We start from the raw sequence: 24030 nt of genomic DNA on the forward strand, positions 1-24030 counted from the left end.
GCAACACCTCATCGACGAGGTGCGCCGCGACGTCCGACATGCGCCGGCCAAGGCAGCGGCGGCCTTGATTGAAATTCAGGGGGTGTTGCACATCACTCTGACGAGGCAATTGCCCATATCCGCAAGGGGCGTCACGGAAGAGCAAACTAAAACATATTGTTGCCGTCGAGCTTGCCCGGGTGGACGGTGATCGACGATGCCAATCCGCTGTTCATCAGGTCTGCGAAGGCCTTCACGAACGGCTGGCTGGTTGCTACCGTCGCCGGGCGCGACAGGTTGTCGGGGACGAAGGCGTCGGGGGCTGTGATATCGATCGCAGGGACGCCGCTCGTGAACGTGACGACATTGTTGAGGAGCATCGTGTTGACGAGCCGACCGTAGCGGACGACGGCTGGGACCCCGTTGCCCGGGCTAGTGAAGATGTAGCGAAGGTCAATATCGATCATGTCGCGCACGCGTGGGCTGTCGACGACGACGTAGCCATCGGACACCGCACCGAAGCCGAAACGACCAAATATTTCGATGGTTCGCAGCGTTTCGTCACCGATCTTGGAGTAGAGATGATTTAGGACCACCCCGCGCAGGAACTCCTTTCGCTTCGCGGAATCCTCGAACATCAGGAGCTTGGCGTGCCAGGCCTGGAGTTGTGCGACCAGGTTCTTACTCCGTTTGTCGTACTCCTCCAGGCCATTGGTGTATTGCTCGTAGGCCTTCATCTCCTGCTCGCTCATTGGCAGGTCACCGAAGTCGTTTCGATAGGGTGCGGGGCTGATGCCCCAGCCAGCGGAGATCGCTCGATAGCGGCTCCAGGAACGGTCTTGAAATTGCGTCGGACTGTCCTTCGTCGACCCCAGGTTGGTGCCAGCGGCTGGCGAGACCATGTTGCCAAAGCCCATGGTCTTCCCGTAGGACTGCGCGAGTGACTCGTAGAACGAGTTGTTCGTGTCCTTGTCCATGTCGGCGTTGCGCGGCGGCTTGGTACCCGGGAGTGGGCCATGGATCTGGTCGTTGTTGACAACGAAAAAGTGGTCGCCGTCGCGTTGGCGAATGACGAGGGCGACATGACCAGGGAAGAAATACAGCTCAAACTGCAGATCGAGCTTGGTGTTGGCCCGTGAGACTTGGTGCATCTCTTCGGCTATGGTCAGCGCATAGACACCGCAGTCCTGGCGAAAACGACCGGCGATGTCCTTGGGCATCGTCGAGCGGCTGTAAGGCGTGCCCGCATCCCGGATGCTGAACATGATGTGCTGGGTGAACGCGCCGAGGTAATCCTCCATCTCGCGGAACAACAGTTCGAGGCCGTGCCCCGGCGCGAACCGCTCGAACCGCTCGTATAGGACTCCCCAGATCACGACGCGGTCCGTTTTCGAGTCGAGGTCAGGGATCCTATTGGCAAACGCCTCCCGGATCTCCGGAATGTTGTAGATCCTGCGAATGAAGCGACCCTGGGCGTGGACCTCCTGCATGAGCGACGCGGGGGTCTCGGGAAAGTCCGCCTCGTCCCGCTCCGCTTGCTCGATGGTGATCGCGTTGGCTCGCTCGTCGACGCCGTTGGTTCCCTCGACTGTGTAATCCTTGCGTCCTCCCGGCCCCCGCTTGTCACGCTTTCGCATCATGACCGTCGAGATCCGCATGATCGGCCGGCGGTCGGCCATGACCGAGAATTCGCCGAACTCCCGATCGATCTCTTGGAACATCGGCGTGGTCTTCAAGAACTCGTCGAGGTGGACATAGAGGCGATTACCGGCGTAGGTGTGGTCGCTCGCGGCGTCTGGGTCGCCCGCGAGCAGAGCCTCTTCCGTGAGCGAGGGGTAGAGTCCATAAATCTCACGGATGATCGAGAAAATCTCGCCTGTATCTTGGTAGAAGAGGGTCGTCGACGGTTTTCGGTCTTGCCTTATTTGTGCTCCGACGAGCGCCCAAGTCATCATCCGGAGGACCAACTCCAGCGAACGAAAGATGATCTCGTCGTTTTTTTCGCTGCGCTGGCGAGCCTTGGTCCGCGCGGCCGCGAGCAGTTTGTCGGCCTTCGACAGGCGCAGCGAGCGGTCAAACCCTCCGAAGGTGTGTGGAGCGGCCCAGCCCGCGGCTTCGGCCATGAGCTTGCGATCGAGTTTGGGCAGCGCCTTTGCGGCGAGCTGATTCCTGCCGTCTTCGAGCAATAGCAAATAAAGTCGCGTCGCCTCTTCCGTGGCGGTGTACTTGTCGCCGATGCGTTCGATCAACGCCTCGGCGAGCCCATCGTAATTGCGGTTGATGGGCTCCATGTTCTCGAGGCGAAAGTACAGCACACCGAAGGTGTAGCCTGCATAGGGGTTCGCCGGACGGGCGTCCGCGGAGGCGCCGGCATCCGGCGCCCGACGAATGACATCGAGATCGCCTCCGCGCCGATTCTGGGCCACGTGGGCGAGTTCATGCTGGAAGACCTTGGCGTTCTCGAACCGGCCGAGGTCGCTGCGGCGCGCGCCGAGGAAGACGTCACGGCCGACCGTAAACGCCGAGGTATCGAGTGCACGGGTCAAGTTCTCGGCCTCGGAGCCCTGGCGTACGCGAACCTCGGCGAGAGGCTGGCCAAGGCGACGCTCCATGCTAGAGCGCCACTCTGGAGCGATGGGCCGACCCGAGAGCTGACGCTCGGCCTGGATCCGGGCGTCGAGGTCAGGAGCGACCGGGTGCCCCACGGAGCCGACCATCGACGTCGGCGGCGAGAGGGTGTAGGGCCTCCCCCAGGCCAGGTTCTCGGCGTCCCTTTCGAACGGACTCGCCGGCGAGTCGACGCGCAGACCCGCGCTGGGAGGCTGGTGCGGCGTGTCTACCCGAAAAGGTCGTCGTGTGTGAGCGCCCGAGCCCTTTCGTTGGGTCTCGTCGCGCTTTATCTGCTTGAGCGCCATCTCGATCTATCTCCGTCGACATTTCAGCACAGTCACGAATCTCTGGATAGCTGGTCGATGGTGTGGGTTCGAGACCCAACGGGCTTACGACCCGTCGAGCAGGCCCGTCGAATTGAGGTCGCCAAGCTGCCCCCCGGAGATGTCCGCGGCGCTGACACACACCTGCGGTCCGGGGTGCTCGCCACATGCCAGGGTCAGCTCGAAGCAGCGCCGGTCTCCCCGCCTGCGCAGCTTGCCGACGTGAACGAAGCGCCGAAACACTTCACCAGCATCTTCGCCGTCGGGCCAGGTCAGCGCCGCGCCGACGCGAAGCGCCCACAGCTCACGGCTCGTCGTCGACGGGCGCGAGCACCCCGATCCGCCCGTCGACGGCCATGCCTCTGGGGCGGGGCCAGGATCGAAGGCACCGGCGAGCTGCAGGCAAGCCGAGCCGAGCGACAGTCGCCCGCTCGCTTCGGGTTGCTGGTAGACGCGTTGCGCCAATCCGGTGGCGACGCGAAGGCTCCGACCTCCGTAGCGGAGCTCGCCCGTGAGCTCGCGGTCGAGCGGTGTCGGGATGCTGGCCGACGCGATCGGAACATAGGACACGCCGGTCTGGAGTGCGACGGGATCGAGCGCGATGCTGAACCCGTCAGACATCACGAACCCGGTTCCGTTGAGTTTCGCGCGGGTCGAGAGCACGATCTCATCAGCTCGGCGGACGACGGGCACCCCCGAAGCGACGTTGAGCCCGCTTCCGTCGGCGAGCTCGATGCTGGTCGCTCGGGTCACGACCTCGAGCAGCGCCGTCGTCTCGACGAACGCCCGCAAGCCGAGACCCGCGCGCGCCCCAGCGCAGTGGTGGGCGCTCGCGCGCTCGGGCCAGTCGAGCCGGACCTCGACGAGCTCGGGGCCAGCGTTGACGACTTGAACGAGGAGCGGATGCAGGCCGTCGTAGACCCAGCTTTGGCCGCCCCGCGCGTTGTCGCGGAGGCGCGCGCCGATCTCGACCAGGGCGAAGCTGCCCGCTCCTTCGTCGACGGTGTAGACGGTGCGCCAGTCCAGAGGCGCCCGCTCGGTCGCAACGTCCGCGGAGTCTCGAGGCTGTTCCTCGCTAACGGCCGGTCCGAGCGGCGCGACGCTCGGTTCGGGTGCCGGTTGGCAAGCCAGGACCCCGAGCGCGACGAGCTCGATGACTGCGCGTCGCACCGCCGAACTCATGCTCGATGGTAGCTCGGCCACCCACGGAGAGGCAATCTCGCGGATGTCCGAGGGTGTTTCTGGCGCGGGCTTCAGCCTTCGATCTCGAAGTGGCCTCGGGCGTGGCGGTGGCCTCGGCCCGAGCCCGGCGTTGGCCAGCACTCGAGCGATCGCCTCGCGCTCGTTGGCGATCTCGACGAGCTTCATCGCACCTCGGCAGCGCGGGCAGGTCATCGCGCGACGTACCGGCATAGTCGCTCGAATACTTTGCCAAGGGTTTATCGTGGAAGAACGACCCGGTATTCCTTACCATCTGGCTGCTGCCCTACCTCGACGGGTTCATGGCCACGGGCGACGGTGGCAACTACATTCGAAAGGGCGAGCGCTTCGTCGAGCAGGAGATCCTCGCCAAGGAGGGCGACGACGTGGGCAATCGGGTAGATAAATACCTGAGGGCCCACCCCGATCGGGTCTGGCGCGCCGCGGCGGAGAAGACCCTCGCCGCCGAAGGAGGCGTCAAGCGCATCGCGTTGGTCAAGAAGCTGTTCTCCGATCGGCCGTGGTTCAACTGGCTGATGACCGGCAACGAATGAGGGGTTGCCTCAGGGGTCGGCTGGAGTCTCGTCCACAAACGCCGGAAGGCACCAAAGCCGGGCCGAGGCGTAGCCCGCGACGGCCAGCAACTGACCGTCGCGGGCGAGTTCGAGCCCGTGGACGAAGTCACCGATCGCTAGCTCCCGCGACCACGCGCCGTCGGAGGCGTCGCTCAGCCACACGGGCGCCGGACCGGGCGCCATGGTGTGATCGAGGATACCGCCAACGCCGGTGAGGACGTAACGTCCGTCATGACTGAAGTCGAGGATCGCTCGAGCCCGGCGGGGGACGACAATGGGGCTACGACCGCTCCGGTCGAGGTGTCCCACAGCATCCCGCCGCCGTCGTCATAGAGAACCGCGACGCGGTGCCCGTCGGGGCTGAGGGCGACGGCTGCGCTTCGGGACTTCGTGTCTTCGTCGCGCAAGTGACCCAGCTTCGCGCCGGTCTGCGTGTCCCAGGTCGAGACTTCCCCGCGATAGCCGGTGCTCGCCACGATCCGGCCGTCGGTCGACATCGCAACGGGACCGACTGCGTCGCTCAGCTCGAGGGGCTCGTGCTCGGGACCGAGCCAGACGGCCGCGGGCTCACCGTCTCGCACGACGGCGAGGCGGTCGCGGGCCACGGCGATCTGCCGGCTGCCGTGTTCGGAGCCGAAGGGAGACAGGAGCGCGTCGCCGTCGACCTCGACCACGAGCGCGGGAGGCTGCGGAACTTTGGCGGGTATCGCGCGGTCTATGACGAGCCACTCACGCCCGTCGAGCTCAAGGTAGACTAGGCGGTCCTGGTAACGCCAGAGGCTCACGCGGCGAGCGACGCTGCCGTCGTCGAGGTTCCAGACGATCAAGATCTCAGCTCCGACGGCCGCGAGCCGGCGGCCGCTCGGCGAGAAAGCCAGCAGACGAATCGGGCCGTGCTCGCCGCCGAGGGTCTGACGGCGCACGCCCGTGCTCAGCTCCCAGATCGCGCGACCACATCCGCGTCCGTCGCCGCGACGAGCTCGCCGTCGTTCGACAGGGCGATGTCCCTGGTCTTGTGCGGGCTCGGGAACAGCTCGACTGGCTCGCGCGAGCACTGAAACCCGAACACGGGGGCCGCCTGGACCTGTGCGGGCGCGGATGCTTCGGGCTCGATGTCGACGGGCGTCGCTACCTCGCGCGCCGTCGGGCTCGGACAGGCTGCGAACAGGAGCAGGGCCGCGAGGAGCCCCATTAGGCGCAGACGGCCGCGAGCCAGGCAGCCCGTAGCGAGCGGCTCGGGGCCAGGGCCGCGCGTCCGCAAAGGGAGGGCGCTCGCTTGCATACGGTGTGATGCCATGGGCCCGAAACCCTAGCAAATAGCGGTGAGCAGAGTCGACTCTCAGCCCTATCGTCACGCGCGGGATCCGGGCGGGCCCGATCGAGCTCAGCGGCCGCGGGTTCACGCCGATCGAGCTGACTGACACCGCATGGACCGCCAACGCAGGCGAGCCGCTGACCGTCACCTGGGTGCCCGAGCCCGAGGGCGGCGAGGCCAGCTTCTATCTGACGATCAACGTCGACCAGCACGGCCTCTCGCCCGCGACGCTCGAGTGCGAGGGCCCCGACAGCGGCAGCTTCGAGGTGCCAGCCGCCGTCATCGACGCGCTGCTCTCGGCCGGCGTGTCCGGGTTTCCAACTGGCCACGCGTACCGCCGCACGGTGGACTCGACCCAGGCCGACACCGGCTGCGTGGAGTTTCAGATCCGCGCGCACCGGGCCGCCACGCTCGAGGTCGGCGGCCACACACCTTGCACCAACGACGTGGATTGCCCCGACGGTCAGACCTGCGACATCATGAAGGAGACCTGTCTCTGACGAAGTCGCTCCGCCACCCACCACCCGCCATGCCAGCTCGACCGCGACTCTTGTGTGCACTGCTGGGCGCGAGCGCTGCGGTGCTGTCCGGGTGTGGCGACCCGGCGCCCGAGCAAGTGTGCGCGCTGACGCAGGCGGCCGACTACAGCCAGACGTTCGGCTGCCAGGGCGACTTCGACCTGCTCGCCGCCAAGCCGCTCAACTCGGCCAAGGCTGGCGCGGTCTCGGCCAAGACCGTCGTCGACACCTTCGATGGTCAACTCTATTTTCAAAACAGCAACGAATACGCGATCCACTGGGAGTTCGCGTTCGAGCATCTGTCCGGTCAGGGCAAGCCGATCGTCCCGCAACTGGGGGACTTCAACCAGACGGAGTACTACTCGCCCGGTCGCCGGTTCTATCTGGGCGCGCTCACCTATTACGGCGGTCCGCAAAAGTGGACTTACGAGGTCTCGCCCTACGACACCGCCAACGCAGACATGATCGCTGCTGCGTATGCGAAGATTCGCGACAACAGCTTCTTCGGCGAGGATCTGTACTTTCACCCGACCTCGGAGGCCGTCGAGCTCGAGGCCCAAGACCTGCCCGAGTGGGTCAAGATCATCACCACGGATGAGCTCTACGCAGACCAGGAATTTCAGATCCTCAACACCGGTGAGACCTACGCCAAGCTGGTGTTTGTCAGCGCCGCGCAGCTCGACAGCGCGCTGCTGACCTTTCGGGATCTGGTCGTGCTCGACAACGTGCCCAATGACATCACGGTAGTATCGGGGATCATCACGCAGGCGTTTCAGACCCCGCTGTCGCACATCAACGTGCTCAGCCAGAGCCGCGGCACGCCCAATCTCGGGCTCAAAGACGCGTTCACCCACGAGCAGCTGCGCCCGCTCGAGGGCAAGTGGGTGCGCTTTTCGGTCACGGCCGACGATTGGAGCATCGAAGAGGTCACCGCCGCGGAGGCCGACGCGTGGTGGGAGGCGAACCGGCCGGAGGCGCTCGGGGTCCCGGCCAAGGATCTATCCGTGCAGGCGCTGACCGACATCGAGGATGTGCTCGATCCAATGCTCGACGACAAAGCGGCGATCGACCAGGCGATCCCGGCGTTTGGCGGCAAGACGTCGAACTACGCGGTGCTGCCCAAGATCGGCAGCAACCTCAATCCGCCCAAGGCGTTCGCGGTCCCGATCTTCTTCTATGATCAATTCCTGGTCGAGAACGGCTTCGACCTCCGCATTGATCAAATGCTGGCCGACGACAGCTTCCGGCAGGACGCGCAGACCCGCCAAACCATGCTGGCCGCGCTGCGCGACGACATGCTGGCCGCGCCGCTCAACGCCGCGTTCGAGGCCGCCATGATCGCCAAGCTCGAGGCCGAGTATCCCGGCGAGCGCATGCGCTTTCGGTCCAGCACCAACGCCGAGGATCTCGAGGGCTTCACCGGCGCGGGGCTGTACACGTCCAAGAGCGGCTACGCTGTCTCGCTGGAGGACCCATTCCAGGCCGCCGTAAAGGAAGTGTGGGCCAGCGTCTGGTACTTCCGCGCGTTCGAGGAGCGCGAGTATCGAGGCATCGAGCACACCGCGGTCGGGATGTCGCTGCTGGTGCACCGCTCGTTCCCCGACGAAGAGGCCAACGGCGTCGCGCTGACGGCCAACATCTTCGATCAATCGGGCGCCGAGCCGGGCTTTTATATCAATGTGCAGACCGGCGGCACGTCGGTCGTCAAGCCCGAGCCCGGATACACCTCGGATCAGCTGATCTATCACTTCGATTTCCCCGGTCAGCCCGTGGTCTACATCGCCCACTCCAACCTGGTCGCGCCGGGGGAAGACGTGCTGACCAACGCGCAGCTGTACGAGCTCGGGACCGCGCTGGACTCGATTCACAGCTATTTTGCGGGCATCTATGCGCCCGATGAAACCGGCTGGTATGCGATGGACGTCGAGTTCAAATTCGACGATGTCGACGAATACCCCGAGCCGATCCTGTGGATCAAGCAAGCCCGGCCACACCCGGGCCTCGGCAAATGAGCCACCGATCTGTCGCGGCCGCGACGGCCTGGATGATGGTGGCGCTGATCGTCATCGGCGCCCTCGCGGGCCTGGTGATGCAGCTCGAGCTCGCGCTCGGCCCCACGAGGGACCTGCTGTCAGAGCATGTCTACGGGCTCTCGTTGACGATCCACGCTGGCGCGCTGGCGATCGCGGCCCTGCGCATCTGTGTGATCGGACCGATCGCCAATCTGTATGTCGCGCGCCTGCACGAGCGCGTCGGTCGGGCGAGGGGCGCGAGCGACGCGCTCGCCGGGCTGGCGCTGGCGGGCTATCTCGTGGGCACGGTGGCGATGCTGGCCGCCATCTTCGTGTTTCCACAAACGGATCCACGCGCGGTCGACTGGATCGCCGCGTGCGGGCTCACGCTGGCGATCGCCGATATCACGATGGCCCTCGGCGTGATGCTTGGCATGGCCGGGACGTCATGGCGTTCGCTCCCAGAGCAGGCCTCCTCGCCCGAAGGCTGGGTCGTGTTGATCGCGGTCTCGTGGCAGCTGATCACGGGCGTCACGAACGCGCTCGGGGGCGTGCTCCGGATTGAGGGCACATTCTTTCATGTCGACGCGCTGACAGCCCCACTGATCGCCATGATCGGGATCCTCCTGCTCATCCAACGCGAATCGAACGGCACCAAGGTCCGACCACGCGTGTTTGTCACGTTGGTGTTGCTCGCGCTGTTTGGAGGTGTTTCCAGTGACGCCACCGCACTACCGGAGCTGCGGCGCGCACTCGCGATCATCGTGCACCTCGGCGTGATCGCGGCTTTCATCGCGGGCAGGCGCGTGCCGGCAGCTCATCGTGTGAGTCCGGCGGCCGATTACCTGCCCGTCTTCATCATGGTCTACCTGCTGAGCGTGGTCGCGCGAGCCTACGTCGCCTCGCTCGCGCTCGACGTGCATGTCGCCGACAGCTATCTGGTGATCGGCGAGTTCCACCTCACCGCGCTGCTGCTGCTGGCGATCGGCGGACCAATGGCGCTGCGCTACTTCCAGCCGTCTCGCTTTGTCGACCACCCGATCTGGACCCTGAAGGCCGCGCCGCTCATGATCGGCCTGGCCACCGCGTGGCTTGGCCTGGCGATGCTCAGCCTCGGACACGCAGGCATGCCGCGGCGCTACATCGCCTACCTGCCCGAGTTCACGATCGGCCATCGCTCGGCGGGCGCGGCCGCTCTGTTGCTCTGCGCCGGCTTGGCGCTGGAGGCCTGGATGTGGGCGTCGGGGCGGCGGCGCGCGGCTGCCAGTGCGACGCTCACGGGATCGGCAGCGCGCTAATCTGCAGCGGCGCCATGTCTGGATACAAGTACTCGCAGAACTCCCACTCCATGTTCTGCTGCAGCGCCCACATCTGCACGTCGAGCTCCCGTTCGACCGATCCCTCGGGCGTCTGCATCGTCACCGTCAGCTGGCCCGGCTGCTCGTGGATCACGGACAGATCGGCGATCTGATCGGGCGGGAACAGCTGGAAGGTCGTCGAGAGGTAGTAGCACTCATAGCTGTATTCGTAGGTCTCCTCGCAGCAGGCCACGTAGATGTCGAAGTCGCTCTCGGCGAAGTGCCCATTGGGGCCGACGTTGTAGCCTTCGACGTCGAGCGTCACGTGGAAGCTGACGTCCTCCGCGTCGGGGATGAAGCCACCGAGCTCGGGGCGAATCTCGATCATGAAGAAGCCCTGAAATCCGCACTCGACCTCTACGCGGCCAGCTTCGGTGAGCAGGTCACCGAACTGTGAGAGCTCGAACCATGGCTCGGTCGGACCCTCACTGAGCCCGCACCAGTCCGCGTAGGGATCACCGTCGCCGTCGCCCGTGCTCGAGTCGCCGTCGCCAGGCGGATAAGACATCCAATGCGGGGTCGCGGGGCGCGTGAACATCGCGACATCCCGCGCATGGCGGGCTCGTCGGCCGACGAGGCGCATCGCGGACGGGTCAGCTGCTGGACAGGACCCGTTCGGCGCGATGTCGCCCCGAACGAAGCCAGCCCCGTGCACCCGGGGCACGGCTCGACGAGCACAACTCGAGCAGAGTCGGGCCGGTCACGCCGCGAAGTCGAACTCGAGCTGGCCAGCAGGGGCTGGCCTTGGCCGCGGAGGCGGACGGGGACCGAGACCCAGATCGGCGAGCGCCCGTGCGATCTCGTCGGGTCAGTTGGCGATCTTCACCAAGCGCATCGCACCGCGGCAGCGCGGGCAGGTCATGATGTCGACCGCGAACACCCGCGAGAGCAGCCACGCCCATGGATGTCGAGAGGGTTGCTTGGCGAGCCCCTCGAGCGCGCTCGGATCGCCCGCGAGTGACAACGGGAGCTGCGTCGGCTCAGCGCGCTTGGGTTCGGGGCCTGGCACGATCTCCGGCCGCGCTTTGACTGCGGGCGGCCTGGCGGCCGTCCTCGTCTACCTACGCGGACTCCGGCCAGCAAGCTGGCCTCCATCCGCTCCGGTTGGCGTGAGCCGCGAGCACGCCGTGGTAGCGCAACATGTGGAACCTTGGTGGCGGGATCAGGGCACACAGCCGCGCGATGAGGTCGAGCGGAGCGAGCAAGACTGCATGCACGCCATTTTTCCACGCGTGCCGAAAGTTGTAGCGGCAGCGACGATCGGCGGTGAGCTCGAGCCGCTCTTGGGCGATCGGCGGCCGCGCGCCTGGTCGAGCCGGGCCTGATCGGCGCGGTCGAGCGCAGCATGTACGGCGGCGATCTCGACTGGCGCAGCGTCGCCGACGAGGCCGCGCGGGCGACCAGCGCGGGCGAGGCCCTCGAGGTTGTCACGCTCGCCTTGACCAAGCACGCCGACGCCAGCGAGGACGAGCGACTGCCGCTGGATCTGCTGCGCATCGATCTGTTGTTCGAGCTCGACCGCGTCGACGATGCGATCGCCGCGGCCCGCAAGCTGCGCGAGCGCGGGCTGATCACCCCGCTGCTGGCCCAGCGCCTCGGCGAGCTGCTCGTCGAAGCCGGCGAGGACGAAGAAGGCAAGCGGGTGTTCTCCGAGATCGTCGAATACGATCCAAGCGGCGAGTACACCCGCCGCTTGCTCGGCGACATCTTCTTGCGCCACGGGTGGTTCCAGGAGGCCTACCGCCAGTACCAGGACCTGGTCTCGCTGAGCGCGGCGCCGACCGACGTGATCCGCATGGCTCGGGCTGCGGCCGGAGCCGGGCGGGTCGACGAGGGCCTGCGGCTGCTTCGCAAGGTCATCGGCGGCGAGGGCCGGCCCGGCGCCGACGATCCGCGCCGCTTTGCCCGGCTGCACGCCGCCGTGTTGCTCGGCGAGCTGCTCGCGAGCGACGACGAGCAGCTACCCCGGGCCAAGCTCGAGCGCGAGCTCGACCGCCTGCAGCTGTTCGACACCCCGACCACCTGGACCATCCTCACCTGGGCCGACCTCGAGCACGACCTGACGCTCGGCGTCGAGCCGCTGACGCCCGACGCCGACAAGGCCCAGATCGAGGCCGCCAAGAAGGCCGCGCTGCGGATCAGCAACGGCCGCAACGCAGGCGACACTGGCCTGTGGGCGATCCAGACCGGTGGGCTCGACGATCTCGTCGTCCGTCACCGCAGCCCGGTGCCCGCGCGGCCCGTCAGCTTCGAGCGGCTCACGATCACCTGGGACGGCGAGCGCTTCACCGCGAAGCGTGAGCTGGGCACGATCGCCGCCCGGGCCGCCCGCGAGCGCGAGGCCCCCGCGGCCACGCCGAGCGACGACGACGACGACAGCGCTGCTACTGAATGACGCGCAGCTTGGCGAAGAACACCTGCGCCCAACCCGGGATCACGACCCCGAGCGCGTCGAAGACCGCGTCCTGCAGGCACTCGGAGTTGTTTTCGGTCGTGCTGCCGATCGCGACCCGCGGCTCCGACGGGTCTGAGACCATCACCAGGGCCTGGCCCTCGTTGTTGGTCTCGTCGGCCTCGACGACGCGCTGATCGACGTCGACGAAGAAGGCGATCGGATCGCCCATGGTGTAGCTGCGAGGCATCTCCAGGTAAACCTTCGCAGAGCCGCCGCTGCCCAGCCCAGCGGAGACCGACCCCCAGTCCCAGTCGACGTCCGAGCACGTCGCCCAATCCGCGTCCTCTGCCGCCCACATGTCGACCCAGAATGAATTGACAGCGGCGTCCGGGCCGATGTTCTTGACGATGATCTTGAACGTGACGAGATCGGTGACGTCGTCGTACGACGCGTTGATGTCGGAAACGATGAGATCGGGCGCGGCGAGGGCCGTGGCGGGGAGCAGCAGCGTGCAAGCGGCGACCAACGAGGCGATTGTCTTTGTCATCATGGCAGTGAGGTGCCGTCGCGCCTTGATTCGATCAAAGACCTGCCCACGAATCGTCCCCGCGGCGTGACTCCCAGCCTGGGAAAGGGGACCCTCGCCCACGGTGTGGGGGATCCTTGCCATCGCGCTCGTGCTCGGCCCCCCCGCTGATCCGTATCGCACCGAGGTTGGGGTCGACCGCGACGACAACGACGACCTCGCGGCCCAGCGCGCGGTCAGCCGGCGCAACGTCGGCTTCGTGACCGCGATCGATCTCGAGCGGATAAGACATCCAATGCGGGGTCGCGGGGCGCGTGAACATCGCGACATCCCGCGCTTGGCGGGCTCGTCGGCCGACGAGGCGCATCGCGGACGGGTCAGCTGCTGGACAGGACCCGTTCGGCGCGATGTCGCCCCGAACGAAGCCAGCCCCGTGCACCCGGGGCACGGCTCGACGAGCACAACTCGAGCAGAGTCGGGCCGGTCACGCCGCGAAGTCGAACTCGAGCTCGAGCTGGCCAGCAGGGGCTGGCCTTGGCCGCGGAGGCGGACGGGGACCGAGACCCAGATCGGCGAGCGCCCGTGCGATCTCGTCGGGTCAGTTGGCGATCTTCACCAAGCGCATCGCACCGCGGCAGCGCGGGCAGGTCATGATGTCGACCGCGAACACCCGCGAGAGCAGCCACGCCCATGGATGTCGAGAGGGTTGCTTGGCGAGCCCCTCGAGCGCGCTCGGATCGCCCGCGAGTGACAACGGGAGCTGCGTCGGCTCAGCGCGCTTGGGTTCGGGGCCTGGCACGATCTCCGGCCGCGCTTTGACTGCGGGCGGCCTGGCGGCCGTCCTCGTCTACCTACGCGGACTCCGGCCAGCAAGGTCGGCCAGTGCTGCTCGATCAGCTGGTACAGCAGCGTCTCGTCGGGCCGCCGACGCTCGTAGCTGTCTCGACGCGGAGTCGTCGAGCACGGCGAGGGAGCAGCCACGACCAGCTACTCGGCCGTCGTAGACGTGCTTTGCGGAGCTCATGCGTGAGCCAGCGAGGTGTCCGGGATCTGGGCCACCTTCGCTTGCGGGATGGTGGCTTCGCCGACTCTTTCGCGGTGCACACACCGAGCGGTGCGTGCTCACGGATACGTGCTAGCAGGGCCATCTCCCTCCGAGGACGTCAAGGCCCGTGGGGCGCCTGACGGCGGGCCGTCGCGGCTGCGCGAATATATGGAGGGCTCGGGTCCGGGATCTGAGGTGGTGGGGTCGTTGACCATCCACGAGCTGTGCGATTGTGGGGAGAGCGGGAGCGTCGAGCTCCCGGCCGACGGCGGGCCCCCGATCCAGCGTGGTCGGCTCGAGCGGGCGAGTCGGGCGAGCGGTGAGGAGTTTGACGCGTGTGTGGTGGAGGTGCTTGGCGAGGCGCCGCGGCGAGTTGGGGCCGCGTACTTGCGGGCGCGGCTCGGCGGGCCGCGGTGGAAGCTGCTTGGGTCGCTTCGGCGGTTGATCGCGGCGGGGGTTGTGGAACGGACGGGGGTGACGAGCGGGACGCGCTACCTGCTGCGACGGGCGGGTTGAGGCGAAGTCCGGACGCAGCGCGACCGCACACGGAAACCGTGTGCGGTCGGCAGGATCAAGCATGAGGCGCTCGACCTCCGGAGCAACTCAGTACGCGACGCAGTCGCCCTGCTGGCTGTGGTCGCAGCTGTCGGTGCCGATGTAGACCTGCGTCGAGGCCTCCTCGACCGGAAGCTTGGCCAGCGGCGACGCGAGCTCGACGTAGTCGATCCAGCCCTGAGCGTACTCGGTATAGGTGTTCTCGTACGCGCCCATGTCCCAGACCAGCCCGAAGGTCTCGTAGCCGTCGAAGCCCTTGGCGATGAAGTCGTTGGTCACGACGACGTAGGTGACGTTGAGATCGATCGCCTCCCAGCTGCCCGCGAGCCGGGGGTTGATCTCGACATTGCTGATCCGGCCGCCCTCGGCGGCCGAGGCGTCGACGTCGTAGCGGATGCCCGAGGCGTAGGGGTACGAGCCCGTCGAGCCCATGTCGTCGAGGTGGTTGGACAGCGCGTCCTCGAGCACGGTCACGATGTCCATGCCGGTCATCTCCAGGGTCACCAGGGTGTTGGAGAAAGGCAGCAGGTTGAAGGCGTTGGCGATCGTGTAGTCGCCGGGCTCAACGGTCTCGCGCACGCCACCGCCGTTTTGAATGGCGAAGTCGGCGGTCGGGGTCACGGTCATGAAGGCCTTGGCCACGAGGTTGCCGATGTCGCTGCCGTGCTCGTAGGTGGCCTCGGTGCACTCGACGTTGCCGGACGTGCCCTGGCCGGGAAAGCGCTCGAGGCAGATCTGCTCGGACACGCTGCCGATGACCGTCTGCTCGAGCACGGACACCTGCTCGTTGAAGGTCGAGAGCGCCGCGCTCGCGTCGGCGTCGGCATCGACCACGACGACCTCCTCATAGGCGGTCAGCGCAGCGACGACGGCGTCGATGTCCGCACCCTCGAGCACGCGACTCTCCTCCTCCATCATGTCGTTGACGTACTCGTACGCGAAGGACAACCCGTCGATCGGCAGCTTGGGCACGCCCGAGCAGCTGGTCACGATACCCGCGGCGTCGAAGTCGACGTGGAGCTCGCCGAGGAGGTGGGCGTACTCCCAGGCCTGGACCACGCAGACCATGTTCCCGTCCTTGTCGGTGACCTCGGTCGGGTAGTCGCCGCCTACCTGGAAGCCGAGCTCGGTCAGGTTGCTGCCCCCGAGCAGGGTGTGCGAGTCGCCGCCAACGATGACGTCGACGCCGGTCAGGTTGGCCGCGAGCGCGAGGTCCTGCTGGTACTGGTAGTGGGTGACCAGCACGATCTTGTTGACGCCGAGGCCCTCGAGCTCGTCGATGTACTGCTGCGCGGTCTCGAGCTCGTCGAGGAACTGCGTGCCCTCGTCGGGCTGAGACGAGACCTTGGTCTTCTGGGCGATGTCGATGCCGATGAGCCCAACCTGCTGGCCGGCGACGTCGAAGATCACGTAGGGCTCGAGGTAGCCGTCGACGAGCGCCGAACCCTCGTGGGGTACGACGTTGGCGGCCAGCACCGGGGTCCCGCAGTCACCCTCGGCGAGGAAGTCGAGGAACTTGGCGAGACCGGCGTCGCCGTCGTCGAATTCGTGATTGCCGAGGGCGAACGCGTCGAAGCAGATCCGGTTCATCAGCTGCGCGTCGGCTTCACCGTCGAACAGGGAGTAGTAGAGCGTGCCCGTGATCGCATCACCAGCGTGGATCTTGAGCACGTTGTCGTTGGCCGCCTCGAGCTCGCCGAACAGCGCGGTGAGCATGGGCATGCCGCCGTAGGTCACCTCGACCTCCTCGAGCACGGCGTCGTTGGCGTCGGCCTTGGCCGCGAGGTCGAGCCCGGAGACGTCGAAGGCGAACTCGTCGCTGTCGAGGTGCGAGTGGTGGTCGTTGATGTGCAGGATGGTCAGCGAGGTCGCGCCGGCAGGGTCGCCGTCGCCGTCGCCGTCGCCATCGCCGTCGCCGTCGCCGTCGCCGTCGCCATCACCGTCACCGTCACCGTCACCGGTCTCGGAGGTGCTGTCGGTGTCGCTCGGCGCGTCGTTGGTACAGGCGGGGGCGAGCAGGGCTACGGTCGCGAGGGCGAGCGCGGGCCAACACAACTGCTGTCGAGTCGAAGTCGTCATGTTCGCCCCTCCTAGACTCGCAGCCAGCGATCAACAACGGCGGACGAGGCCCTGAGTGTAAATCCACCGATTCGTCGCGAGACCATGCACTGCCCGAATCCGGATCGTGACAGACTCGTGACCTGCGCCAACACCGATGCGATCTCCTCCACTGAAGAGGCCGCTTCCGATGCGGACTCGTGCCGCTCGGGTGCGAGATACGCAGGCGAGCTGCAGCAACCGCAGCGCGGTTCGGCCAACCCCCGCGTGGGGTGGTCGTCGCTGCTGGCACACAGCTTGCTTTGCCGTCGCGCATGGTTCCAACACATCGAGCTTGGGCGCTCGCCTGGGTGCTCGGCGAGGAGCCCGTCGTCGGCCACGAGCCTCGCGCCGAGCTCGTGCAGGGCGGGGTAGGTGGTTGGGGTGCGGCTGAGGTCGATCTGTTCACTGGACTGATCGAGCAGACACCAGACACTTGCGGACGAGTGGACGTTGATACCAAGGTACTTCACGCGTTCCTCCGTTCGTTCGGGGTTTCCAAGGCAATGCCTCAGCCCGAGTTTGACCTCGAGGTCGACCGCTGGCAGCTCCGCGGTGGAGCCCGGCTCGGGCGCGAGGGACGCCTTCACTGCCAACGCGAAGACCGCCTTGGTCTCGCTGTCCCGCACCATGGCACCTTTCCGCTGAGCTCGTTCAGCGCCCGGACGCGCCGATGCTGATGGACACCGCGCTAGGGGAGCTTCAGGGGAGCGCGAGCATTCGTAACATACTGGACAAGAAGCAGATCTTTGGGCGGCACACCGACGCTGGCCAGACCGGGATGTCTTTCTACAACAACCAAGAGCTACATGACAAAGGCGTCGCAACGCTCATCCCGCCGATTGAAGTTCTCTTCGACGCCAGCAACCTGACCGACACCGAAGCACCCATGGTGTTCTTTGACTACTTCAGTGGATTCAACCAGCTCGTGATCGGCAAACGCGATGACAAACTCGCGCTGTGCCAGGTCAAGTACGGCGCCGGAGAGCCCATGTGGATCCGTGAGACGTTTGAAACTTACCTGCCCACCGCCTTCGAGCGCCATCAGAAGCACTGACGACGCGAAGCCGCGAATGCCGCCCATGCGCGGGTCGTTGGTGCTCGAGCGCACCAACGATCCACGCGCGGTGCAGCAACTTGCGAGTACTACGCGCTCGAGACCAACCCGGCGTCGGTGAGCTTCTCGACCACATCGCTCAGGCCGTAGCGTTGCGCCCACAAAAGTGGGGTGTTTCCCGCCGCGTCTTTGCGGTCGCCCTTCGCCCCCAACTCGATGAGCTTCAAAGCTAACTCGGCCTCCTTCTTGACCACCGCGTAAGTCAGCGGGGTCTCTCCTCGGGCGTCGGGGAGATCGATCTCCACTCCCGCTTCGAGCAGCCAATTCGCCGCTTCGACGTTGCCGCTCGCAACGGCCTTGATCAGGGGCGTGCGCCCGTATTGATCCTTCTGGTTTTTCAGCTCGGGCAGCCTTTCAAACAAGTGGTGGACCACTTCAAAGTCTCCACGAAAGATCGCTACGCTCACGGCGTTATCACCTCGATGATCCTCGGCGTTCGGGTCGGCGCCGTGGTCGAGGAGGAGGTCGACGACTTCCGCCGTCGTCGCGCTGTGCAGTGGGGTGAGCTTCTGATCCTTGCAGCACTTATTTGGATCGGCCTTCGCCGCGAGCAGTACGTTGACCATTTCCGCGTTGCCAGCGCGGGCCGCTACCGTGAGCGGCAAGGGCTGGGCGTTCAGGCCGCTCTTGCCCTTCGCTAGCCTTTTTACAACATCGATATGCCCTGCGGAAATGGCGCAATAGAAGGGGGTCCCACGGCCAGACGCTTTCGACTTCTTGGCTTTACGAGCAAGGAGCAGATCGACGACTTCAACATTTCCCAAGTCACAAGCAAGCGTCAGAAGACTGTGTTGCGCTGGCCCGATCGAGTAGTTGGGGTCGAGCCCCGCCTCCAAACGCATCTCGAGTTCGGCGGTGTCGCCATTCCGAATGAGGTCGAAAGGGGGTGTTTCCATGCGACATGCTATCAGGCGGCCTCTTCGGAATCCATTCGAGGTCGGCGCGTCGAGGTACGCGCAGGCGACCTCATCCCGGGCGGGCTCCTGGTTGTCGCTGGCGCGCGATCCACCGGCGACGAGGAGGCGACTTCGCTCACTGGCGCGGAAGCGCGGGCCATCTCCGCGGTTCCACCCTCTGTGCCGACTGGTATCAAAGTCCATGGGTCGCACGACGTGCGGGTGCTAGCGCCCGAGAGCTGTGCGGGACCCGGGCGACCGGGTCCCTGCTCGCGATGCGCGTCATGGCGCGCCAAGCTCAGTAGAGATACACGGCGCCAGCGCTGGACGCGGAGCCGTCGAGCTGATCGCCGGCGATCCCGACGGCGCTGCCAGACTCCCCCGTCGCTCCGACGGCGAGCTCCCGGCCGTCTGCGCTCATCGCCAGGCTGACGCCGAACGAGTCGCTCGCGCTAGAGCCCTTGGGGGCGATTTTCGTGGATTTTTGAGTCAAGTTTCTGTCAGGCAGCCACGCAGCCGGTATCCCGGAGCCTGATCACCTCCTCATCCACGCGGTCGACGGCGTTGCGTAGGCGGGTCAGAGCCGGAGGATTGTCGTCGTTGGCGGCGGCGAATCCTGGGCGGAGCACGCAATTGTAGGTCCGAGTGATCAGCAGGGCCGCCTTCAGACCAAAGTTCGTCACCTGATAGCGATGGGTCTTCGGAATGCGTTCGATGAGGCCATGCAGCCTCAGCCGACGCAGGTCGTAGGTCATCTTGCCCTGGGTGAAGTGACCGGGCTCGAGGCCCAGTAATTGCGCCATTCGTCCGCGCAGATCCTTGTTGGAGAAGCCACGGGGCAAGAGGTTGAAAAGCAGGATGGCCATGAGCAGCGCGAGTGCACGCGGGTCGCCGAAGCTGCCGCGGAAACACTGCAACTACCCTGACAGAGGGGGATCGGCTTTGAGCTCGGAATTATCAAAGGTTTCCACAAAGCCATTGTCGATACATTCGTATCGCTCGCTTCGCTGTTCACGCCCGAGTTTTGGACGGCGATGAAAGAGACGATCCCGCAGGTCATCTCCGAGCCAAAGGTCCGCTTCAAGATCGGTCGCGCTTCGGCGGAGATGCTGCACAAGCAGCTCACGGAGCTCAACGCCTCCAAACCCTACGACTACGGGAACAAGCTCGGCGTCTTGTTTGGGGCGCTGCTCTTCGAGGTGGCGGTCGGGCTCCTGACCGGAGGGGCCGCCGCCGCTACGTCCAAGGGCGTCGAGGGCACCAAGCTGCTCGCTGATTTCCCTCGACTGCAGAGCTTGGCCAAGCGGATCGCGGCGGCGAGCTTGGTCCGCGCCGGCGTCGAGTTCGGCACAAAGATCGCCAAGGGGGCCCGCGTCGTGCTCGAGCGGGTCAAGGAGTTGGTCCGTCGGGTGAGGAAGCTCCTGCCCGACCTGACCAACGACACAAAGATCGGGCGGCGGCTCGACGACTTCGACGAACTTGACGCGCTTACTGCGCTAGCCGATCACAAGGCGATCGCGCGGAAGCTCGACGAGGTCGAACTCGAGCAGACCAAGCTCGACCTCGCGCTCGAGCAGGACGACCCGGACCTCGAGCGCGTGGGGCGCCTTGCCGAACACCCCGTCATGCTCGGCGGTGAACGGCACTGGCTTCGAGTCTACCGCGAAGCTGACGGCGGTCACTCCCTCCGTCTGTGTAGTCGCTGTGACCCGATGCTCGACGCCATCAGCGACGCGATGCCGGGCACCAGCGGTCCCCGGCAGACTCAGCTGCAGGGGCTCCACGACGAGGTCAGCGCGCTCAAGAACCAACTCGACAATAGACGCATCACTCGGCAGGATCTGGAGGAGACGATGGCTCGATTTGAACGCGAGCTCACGGACTTGGAGGTGGGAGTGAAAACCCCGGCTCACGGCTCCTCGCTGACGGCGGACTTCCAAGCCAACATCTACCGCCGAGTCGAAGCGGGCGACCTCACCGATGCCGACAAACTCATGGCAGCGGATGGAACACTTCTCGAGCCACACCCAAGCGACCACAGCATGCCCAAACCTACTCAAGCTCAGATACTCAATGACCGGGAGCACCTGATCTATGGTTGGAACCGGAACGGGCGCGCGGTCAACATCTACCTACGCGACGGAATGATCGTGGTCACCCAGCACGGAAATAATCATCGTATCATCACCGCCTACGGCGGCGCCTACTCGAAGTCCGGAAAGCCCCTTACGTTGGATCGCTGGCGCGGCCAGCTGGAGCCAGGGGAGGTGTACCATATTTTGCGCCGGAGCGATGCTCGATGAGCAGTCGCACGGTGAACTTCGTGCTCGCGCCGACGCTCGACCAACTCGCGAGTTGGACGCTCGAGCACCGGCCGACTGAAACACAGATGTGGACGGTCGAGCAGGCACTGGTCGATACGCTGGCCGAGCAAGTGGGGAGCCTACGTGTCTATCACCGCCACCTCGTGGTCGGAGAGGGCCTATGCCTCCACGTGTGCTCGAACGACAACCCAACCGGTCCAGTCGATCTTCATTGGGAGGGAGTGATCTCCCTTCGCGTTGCGGCCACGGGTGCTTGGGTCAGGGCCAGCCTGCTCGCCTTCTACGACAATACACGTGTCGGACCAACCGAATATGGTCAGGCAACCTATCAATTCGAGCTCGTCGAACGAGACGGGCACTTTGGCTGGCAAGCATCGGGATGGTTGTGCGACGCCCACAAAGAGTACTTTGACGTGACTAGCCCAACGGCGCCTCCCCACGGGTCGAAGGTCGAGACCACCTACGGCTAGCTAGAGAGCCGGAGCGAGAGAGCCGGACTTGAGGGAGAGCCGGACTCGGAGTCTTCCAAGCCGGGAGAGCCGGACTCGGAGTCTTCCACGTCGGCCCGGCCGCGGCTCGCAGGGAGAGCCGGACTCGGAGTCTTCCACGTCGGCCGGGCCCACAGAGAGCCGGACTGGGAGTCTTCCTCGTCGGCCGACCCGGCGGAGACTCGAGTTACTGGCGCCGCAGACACCAATCTTCAGGTGGCTGAGTTCGTGCTGCGGAAGCGAGGACTCGGAATTGAACGCTTCGTAGATCGCCATCGCCTGATCTTTCTTGGACGGGCGTGGATTGCAGCCTGATCAAAGAGGTGCCACGTCCGCGCGCAGAGTTGCCTGATAGTGCAGAAACGCTGCGTCGAAGCGGCCCGAGAGCTGCAGCCCTCGGGCAGTGATGACGCCCCGCAGCCCCGGTACGTGCAACTGGGAGCCCGGGTGCTTGACTCGTAGTTGATAGAGCGCACACGTCGACTCGGTCGCTCCGCTACCGATCGGCATTCCTTGTTGACGAGCGGCTTTGTACTTCATCAGCGGCCTTCGCTTCTCGAAGTAGGTGAGAGCGGCATGGGTTGCGGTGGCAACCGCGGGCTCGAGGTCCGACTTCTCCGCCTCGCGCCGCAGGTGTCGGACGACACGTTGCGCACCGTCATCCTCGTCGAGCAGCCAGTTGCGATAGGTCCGGCGCATGTCATAGGGGTCCCCATCATCACGCGCGACGATCACAGCATCGAGGTAGGCAACCGCGTGATGAAAGTCGACGAGTTGCCAGCGCGGGACGCCTTCGGGGAGACGCTCTCGTAGCGCGCGCGGGAGAGCCTCGAATTCAGCGGCACCGTCTTGGATGCTCACCACGGGGATGTCTCGTCGGCACTCGACGGCGCCGATGATCTCGTCAATCATGCGCGCCACGAGTTCATCGACGTCGGCGTCGGCGTCGGCACCGAACCGCAATGTTCGGCGCGCGGCTCCGTCGGTGTCATAAAATGTGACATTGCCGGCCCAAGCCATTCGCCAATTGCACTCGTAGGGTTCGACTGGTGTCCGCTGATACTCGCGCTCATGCTGGGCGGCCAGCTTCGCCTCCCGCTTGGGTCCGTCGGCGAGGTTCTCCCGCATCCGTGCTGAAAACCGGTCGAGACCACAGCTGATCGAGCCGAGTTCGAAGTCGAGTTCCTCCTCGACGCGGACTTCAGCTTCAGCTTCGAGTTCGCGTGCGGTCGTTGCCATGTCGGCGTAGAGGCCATCGAGCCGGTTTTTCAATGTGGTCCGGCTCGGAGGGTGAAATCCGAGGCGCTCGAGCGTGGCTTCGACTTCGGGGGTCGTCTGCACCGCCGCGAGACCGCCCGCAGCCAGGGCCAAGTCTGGCAGCAAGGAACCGTCGACGACGCCCACGACCAGATCCAGCGGATGAATGGTTGGTCCGTTGCGGACACCTTCCCGCCGATAGAGTGGTTCATCCACCACGTGGGCGCCCCACAGGCCGTGATATAGACACGTCGATTCTTGTTGGAGTCGTTTGTAGGGTTCGTTGTCGATCGTGATTCGCGGCTCGGTGGTTCGCGCGGCTTCGAGGCGCTTTTGCTCGCACAGCCACATCAGATCCGCCACGATCGAGCGTTCGGCAGACAAGCGCTCCATCCAGCTGTCATCGCGGGCCAGCTCACGAGCCCGTTGGAGAATGGCTTCGGCCATCGTGTCGAGCCATTCATTAGTTCGATCGATCCAGGGATCCTGGCGTTCCTGGGCATACGGGGGAGTCGCCGGCGGCGACTCCCGTGGGCCCGGGGCGCTTATTTTTCGCGGCTCAGTCGGTTGGGTCGGCATCGCGCTCACGACGTCGGCGCGCCAACACCTGCAGAACCTCCCCCGCGACCGCCCGGGCGGCCTCCGACTGAGTCATGAAATCTGCCCCGGGCCCTGCTCGCTGGTCCGTGAGTTCGTTCATCAACTTTGCGGCCTCCTGCAGCCTCGGGTCGGACAGGTCGATCTTGGGGATCCTGGCATTCCTTGGCATCGTGGCTGTCAGCATGACCGAGGTGCGATCTGTGTGCACGGATCCATTTGATCAGTCGTCTCGCGGCACCGGCTGTCGGCTCAGGTTGCGATCCTCGCCCTGTCCGTATAGTCGGTTTCGCTGCTTGTAGCGATCCCGAGCAGGACCAGTCTCGAAGCACAAGCGTCACTTGACCTTGTCTTCTGGGACGCTGCGTTGCTGAGCGAGCAGCTGTAGTGCCTCTTCTCCAGCAGCCTGCATAGCCTTCGAGCGAGTCTGAAAATCAGCCGATGGCCCGCACCGCTCGTCGGCGAGTTCACCCATCAACCGCGCGAGCTTCTGAAGGTTCGGGTCGTTCCGATCAACCTTGGGGATCCTGGCGCTCCGTGACATTGCGTGGGATCAAGAATGCCCGAACTTCCCGGCCAGGGCTATGTGTGAGGGATCCTTACAGGCCCATCTGATCAGTCGTGTCTCCGTGGCGTGCTCAGGCTGCGATCCCCGCCCTCTGAAGTCGGACTGTCTCACCCTTGTTGGCACAGAGGGGCATGGCGTGCGGGCGCATTCCGGAACGGTGACCTTTCCGGTCGTTGTCCCCTTGGTTCGGCGCCAGCCGGCCGTCGTTCGCTCGTCACCCTCGCGCGGAGTTGCCGCGAGATGGGTGCCCAGGTGCTCTGGAATCGGTGCCCAAG

The 24030-nt window shown here is 65.5% G+C and carries 24 protein-coding genes; 9 read left to right on the top strand and 15 right to left on the bottom strand.

What is annotated here, in order from left to right; translation table 11 throughout:
* Positions 1-146 precede the first annotated feature (146 nt).
* Positions 147-2894: an eCIS core domain-containing protein gene (locus DB30_RS35440; RefSeq protein ID WP_146662075.1), complete on the bottom strand. Its 2748-nt coding sequence runs from the start codon at positions 2892-2894 to the stop codon at positions 147-149.
* Positions 2895-2978: 84 nt separating this feature from the next.
* Entirely contained in the window at positions 2979-4082 is a 1104-nt protein-coding gene (locus DB30_RS35445) for a hypothetical protein (protein ID WP_146662077.1), read from the bottom strand.
* A 332-nt stretch (positions 4083-4414) separates the two neighbouring features.
* Here DB30_RS35445 and DB30_RS35450 point away from each other — a divergent pair, with 332 nt between their 5' ends.
* A complete protein-coding gene (locus DB30_RS35450) occupies positions 4415-4666 on the top strand; it encodes a hypothetical protein (RefSeq protein ID WP_052557586.1) in 252 nt (83 codons plus the stop codon).
* A gap of 9 nt (positions 4667-4675) precedes the next feature.
* Here the strand turns inward: DB30_RS35450 and DB30_RS35455 are convergent, their stop codons facing one another.
* From DB30_RS35455 to DB30_RS35465, 3 genes are read right to left on the bottom strand one after another with little or no spacing between them, the layout of a single operon-like run.
* Entirely contained in the window at positions 4676-4870 is a 195-nt protein-coding gene (locus DB30_RS35455) for a hypothetical protein (RefSeq protein ID WP_052557588.1), read from the bottom strand.
* Complete coding sequence (locus tag DB30_RS35460; protein ID WP_052557591.1) at positions 4840-5610, bottom strand: WD40 repeat domain-containing protein; 771 nt, start codon at positions 5608-5610, stop codon at positions 4840-4842. Before DB30_RS35460 ends, DB30_RS35455 begins: the two co-directional genes overlap by 31 nt.
* Positions 5611-5618: 8 nt before the next feature.
* A complete protein-coding gene (locus tag DB30_RS35465) occupies positions 5619-5879 on the bottom strand; it encodes a hypothetical protein (RefSeq protein WP_052557593.1) in 261 nt (86 codons plus the stop codon).
* A gap of 275 nt (positions 5880-6154) precedes the next feature.
* Here DB30_RS35465 and DB30_RS35470 point away from each other — a divergent pair, with 275 nt between their 5' ends.
* From DB30_RS35470 to DB30_RS35480, 3 genes are all read left to right on the top strand, one after another.
* Entirely contained in the window at positions 6155-6502 is a 348-nt protein-coding gene (locus tag DB30_RS35470) for a hypothetical protein (protein ID WP_052557595.1), read from the top strand.
* A 29-nt stretch (positions 6503-6531) separates the two neighbouring features.
* Positions 6532-8532: a PEP/pyruvate-binding domain-containing protein gene (locus tag DB30_RS35475; RefSeq protein ID WP_146662079.1), complete on the top strand. Its 2001-nt coding sequence runs from the start codon at positions 6532-6534 to the stop codon at positions 8530-8532.
* 143 nt (positions 8533-8675) lie between these two features.
* The gene (locus tag DB30_RS35480) at positions 8676-9830 is read left to right on the top strand and encodes a heme-copper oxidase family protein (protein WP_146662081.1); all 1155 of its coding nucleotides are present in this window, start codon (positions 8676-8678) and stop codon (positions 9828-9830) included.
* Here DB30_RS35480 and DB30_RS35485 read toward each other — a convergent pair.
* From DB30_RS35485 to DB30_RS43280, 3 genes are all read right to left on the bottom strand, one after another.
* Positions 9808-10428: a hypothetical protein gene (locus tag DB30_RS35485; protein ID WP_146662083.1), complete on the bottom strand. Its 621-nt coding sequence runs from the start codon at positions 10426-10428 to the stop codon at positions 9808-9810. The genes DB30_RS35480 and DB30_RS35485 overlap by 23 nt on opposite strands.
* A 270-nt stretch (positions 10429-10698) precedes the next feature.
* A complete protein-coding gene (locus tag DB30_RS35490) occupies positions 10699-10899 on the bottom strand; it encodes a hypothetical protein (protein ID WP_052557600.1) in 201 nt (66 codons plus the stop codon).
* 52 nt (positions 10900-10951) lie between these two features.
* Positions 10952-11182, bottom strand: a complete 231-nt coding sequence (locus DB30_RS43280) for a transposase (protein ID WP_146662110.1) — start codon at positions 11180-11182, stop codon at positions 10952-10954.
* A 53-nt stretch (positions 11183-11235) separates the two neighbouring features.
* Between DB30_RS43280 and DB30_RS35500 the strand changes: the two genes are divergently transcribed.
* Positions 11236-12285 carry a tetratricopeptide repeat protein gene (locus DB30_RS35500; protein ID WP_052557604.1) on the top strand — a complete coding sequence of 350 codons (1050 nt, stop codon included), beginning with the start codon at positions 11236-11238 and terminating at the stop codon, positions 12283-12285.
* Here DB30_RS35500 and DB30_RS35505 read toward each other — a convergent pair.
* Together DB30_RS35505 and DB30_RS35510 are read right to left on the bottom strand one after the other, a co-directional pair.
* Entirely contained in the window at positions 12275-12835 is a 561-nt protein-coding gene (locus DB30_RS35505) for a CARDB domain-containing protein (protein ID WP_052557606.1), read from the bottom strand. The genes DB30_RS35500 and DB30_RS35505 overlap by 11 nt on opposite strands.
* A 574-nt stretch (positions 12836-13409) precedes the next feature.
* Positions 13410-13610 (bottom strand): hypothetical protein, encoded by a 201-nt coding sequence (locus DB30_RS35510; protein WP_052557600.1) that lies wholly within the window; start codon positions 13608-13610, stop codon positions 13410-13412.
* 453 nt (positions 13611-14063) lie between these two features.
* On the opposite strand from DB30_RS35510, the gene DB30_RS35515 reads away from it, so the two are divergent.
* On the top strand, positions 14064-14372 hold the full coding sequence (locus DB30_RS35515) for a hypothetical protein (protein ID WP_146662087.1): 309 nt from the start codon (positions 14064-14066) through the stop codon (positions 14370-14372).
* 87 nt (positions 14373-14459) lie between these two features.
* On the opposite strand, the gene DB30_RS35520 is transcribed toward DB30_RS35515, so the two are convergent.
* The gene (locus tag DB30_RS35520) at positions 14460-16490 is read right to left on the bottom strand and encodes a 5'-nucleotidase C-terminal domain-containing protein (RefSeq protein WP_052557612.1); all 2031 of its coding nucleotides are present in this window, start codon (positions 16488-16490) and stop codon (positions 14460-14462) included.
* Positions 16491-17181: 691 nt separating this feature from the next.
* Between DB30_RS35520 and DB30_RS35525 the strand changes: the two genes are divergently transcribed.
* A complete protein-coding gene (locus tag DB30_RS35525; RefSeq protein WP_052557617.1) occupies positions 17182-17565 on the top strand; it encodes a hypothetical protein in 384 nt (127 codons plus the stop codon).
* Positions 17566-17654: 89 nt separating this feature from the next.
* Here the strand turns inward: DB30_RS35525 and DB30_RS35530 are convergent, their stop codons facing one another.
* The 3 genes from DB30_RS35530 to DB30_RS35540 form a co-directional block, all read right to left on the bottom strand.
* On the bottom strand, positions 17655-18521 hold the full coding sequence (locus DB30_RS35530) for an ankyrin repeat domain-containing protein (RefSeq protein WP_165704091.1): 867 nt from the start codon (positions 18519-18521) through the stop codon (positions 17655-17657).
* 298 nt (positions 18522-18819) lie between these two features.
* A complete protein-coding gene (locus tag DB30_RS42980; protein WP_240480406.1) occupies positions 18820-18942 on the bottom strand; it encodes a hypothetical protein in 123 nt (40 codons plus the stop codon).
* A gap of 79 nt (positions 18943-19021) precedes the next feature.
* Positions 19022-19387 (bottom strand): hypothetical protein, encoded by a 366-nt coding sequence (locus DB30_RS35540; RefSeq protein WP_052557622.1) that lies wholly within the window; start codon positions 19385-19387, stop codon positions 19022-19024.
* Between the two features lie 240 nt (positions 19388-19627).
* Here DB30_RS35540 and DB30_RS35545 point away from each other — a divergent pair, with 240 nt between their 5' ends.
* Positions 19628-20824 (top strand): hypothetical protein, encoded by a 1197-nt coding sequence (locus tag DB30_RS35545; RefSeq protein ID WP_146662094.1) that lies wholly within the window; start codon positions 19628-19630, stop codon positions 20822-20824.
* Positions 20821-21315: a hypothetical protein gene (locus DB30_RS35550; protein WP_146662097.1), complete on the top strand. Its 495-nt coding sequence runs from the start codon at positions 20821-20823 to the stop codon at positions 21313-21315. Before DB30_RS35545 ends, DB30_RS35550 begins: the two co-directional genes overlap by 4 nt.
* Before the next feature lie 333 nt (positions 21316-21648).
* On the opposite strand, the gene DB30_RS35555 is transcribed toward DB30_RS35550, so the two are convergent.
* Complete coding sequence (locus DB30_RS35555; protein WP_052557628.1) at positions 21649-23037, bottom strand: hypothetical protein; 1389 nt, start codon at positions 23035-23037, stop codon at positions 21649-21651.
* Between the last annotated feature and the right edge of the window lie 993 nt (positions 23038-24030).

Origin of the sequence: Enhygromyxa salina, from assembly GCF_000737335.2 — a bacterium.
Classification (GTDB): Bacteria; Myxococcota_A; Polyangia; order Nannocystales; family Nannocystaceae; genus Plesiocystis; species Plesiocystis salina_C.

Bases quoted from the DNA above. Each gene is read 5' to 3' on its own strand.
- DB30_RS35440 (WP_146662075.1), bottom strand. From the start codon at position 2,894: ATGGCGCTCAAGCAGATAAAGCGCGACGAGACCCAACGAAAGGGCTCG.
- DB30_RS35450 (WP_052557586.1), top strand. From the start codon at position 4,415: ATGGCCACGGGCGACGGTGGCAACTACATTCGAAAGGGCGAGCGCTTC.
- DB30_RS35455 (WP_052557588.1), bottom strand. From the start codon at position 4,870: ATGGCGCCCGGTCCGGCGCCCGTGTGGCTGAGCGACGCCTCCGACGGC.
- DB30_RS35465 (WP_052557593.1), bottom strand. From the start codon at position 5,879: ATGGGGCTCCTCGCGGCCCTGCTCCTGTTCGCAGCCTGTCCGAGCCCG.
- DB30_RS35475 (WP_146662079.1), top strand. From the start codon at position 6,532: ATGCCAGCTCGACCGCGACTCTTGTGTGCACTGCTGGGCGCGAGCGCT.
- DB30_RS35485 (WP_146662083.1), bottom strand. From the start codon at position 10,428: ATGTTCACGCGCCCCGCGACCCCGCATTGGATGTCTTATCCGCCTGGC.
- DB30_RS35500 (WP_052557604.1), top strand. From the start codon at position 11,236: ATGTACGGCGGCGATCTCGACTGGCGCAGCGTCGCCGACGAGGCCGCG.
- DB30_RS35505 (WP_052557606.1), bottom strand. From the start codon at position 12,835: ATGATGACAAAGACAATCGCCTCGTTGGTCGCCGCTTGCACGCTGCTG.
- DB30_RS35520 (WP_052557612.1), bottom strand. From the start codon at position 16,490: ATGACGACTTCGACTCGACAGCAGTTGTGTTGGCCCGCGCTCGCCCTC.
- DB30_RS35525 (WP_052557617.1), top strand. From the start codon at position 17,182: ATGCTGATGGACACCGCGCTAGGGGAGCTTCAGGGGAGCGCGAGCATT.
- DB30_RS35530 (WP_165704091.1), bottom strand. From the start codon at position 18,521: ATGGAAACACCCCCTTTCGACCTCATTCGGAATGGCGACACCGCCGAA.
- DB30_RS42980 (WP_240480406.1), bottom strand. From the start codon at position 18,942: ATGAGCGCAGACGGCCGGGAGCTCGCCGTCGGAGCGACGGGGGAGTCT.
- DB30_RS35540 (WP_052557622.1), bottom strand. From the start codon at position 19,387: ATGGCCATCCTGCTTTTCAACCTCTTGCCCCGTGGCTTCTCCAACAAG.
- DB30_RS35545 (WP_146662094.1), top strand. From the start codon at position 19,628: ATGCTGCACAAGCAGCTCACGGAGCTCAACGCCTCCAAACCCTACGAC.
- DB30_RS35550 (WP_146662097.1), top strand. From the start codon at position 20,821: ATGAGCAGTCGCACGGTGAACTTCGTGCTCGCGCCGACGCTCGACCAA.
- DB30_RS35555 (WP_052557628.1), bottom strand. From the start codon at position 23,037: ATGGCCGAAGCCATTCTCCAACGGGCTCGTGAGCTGGCCCGCGATGAC.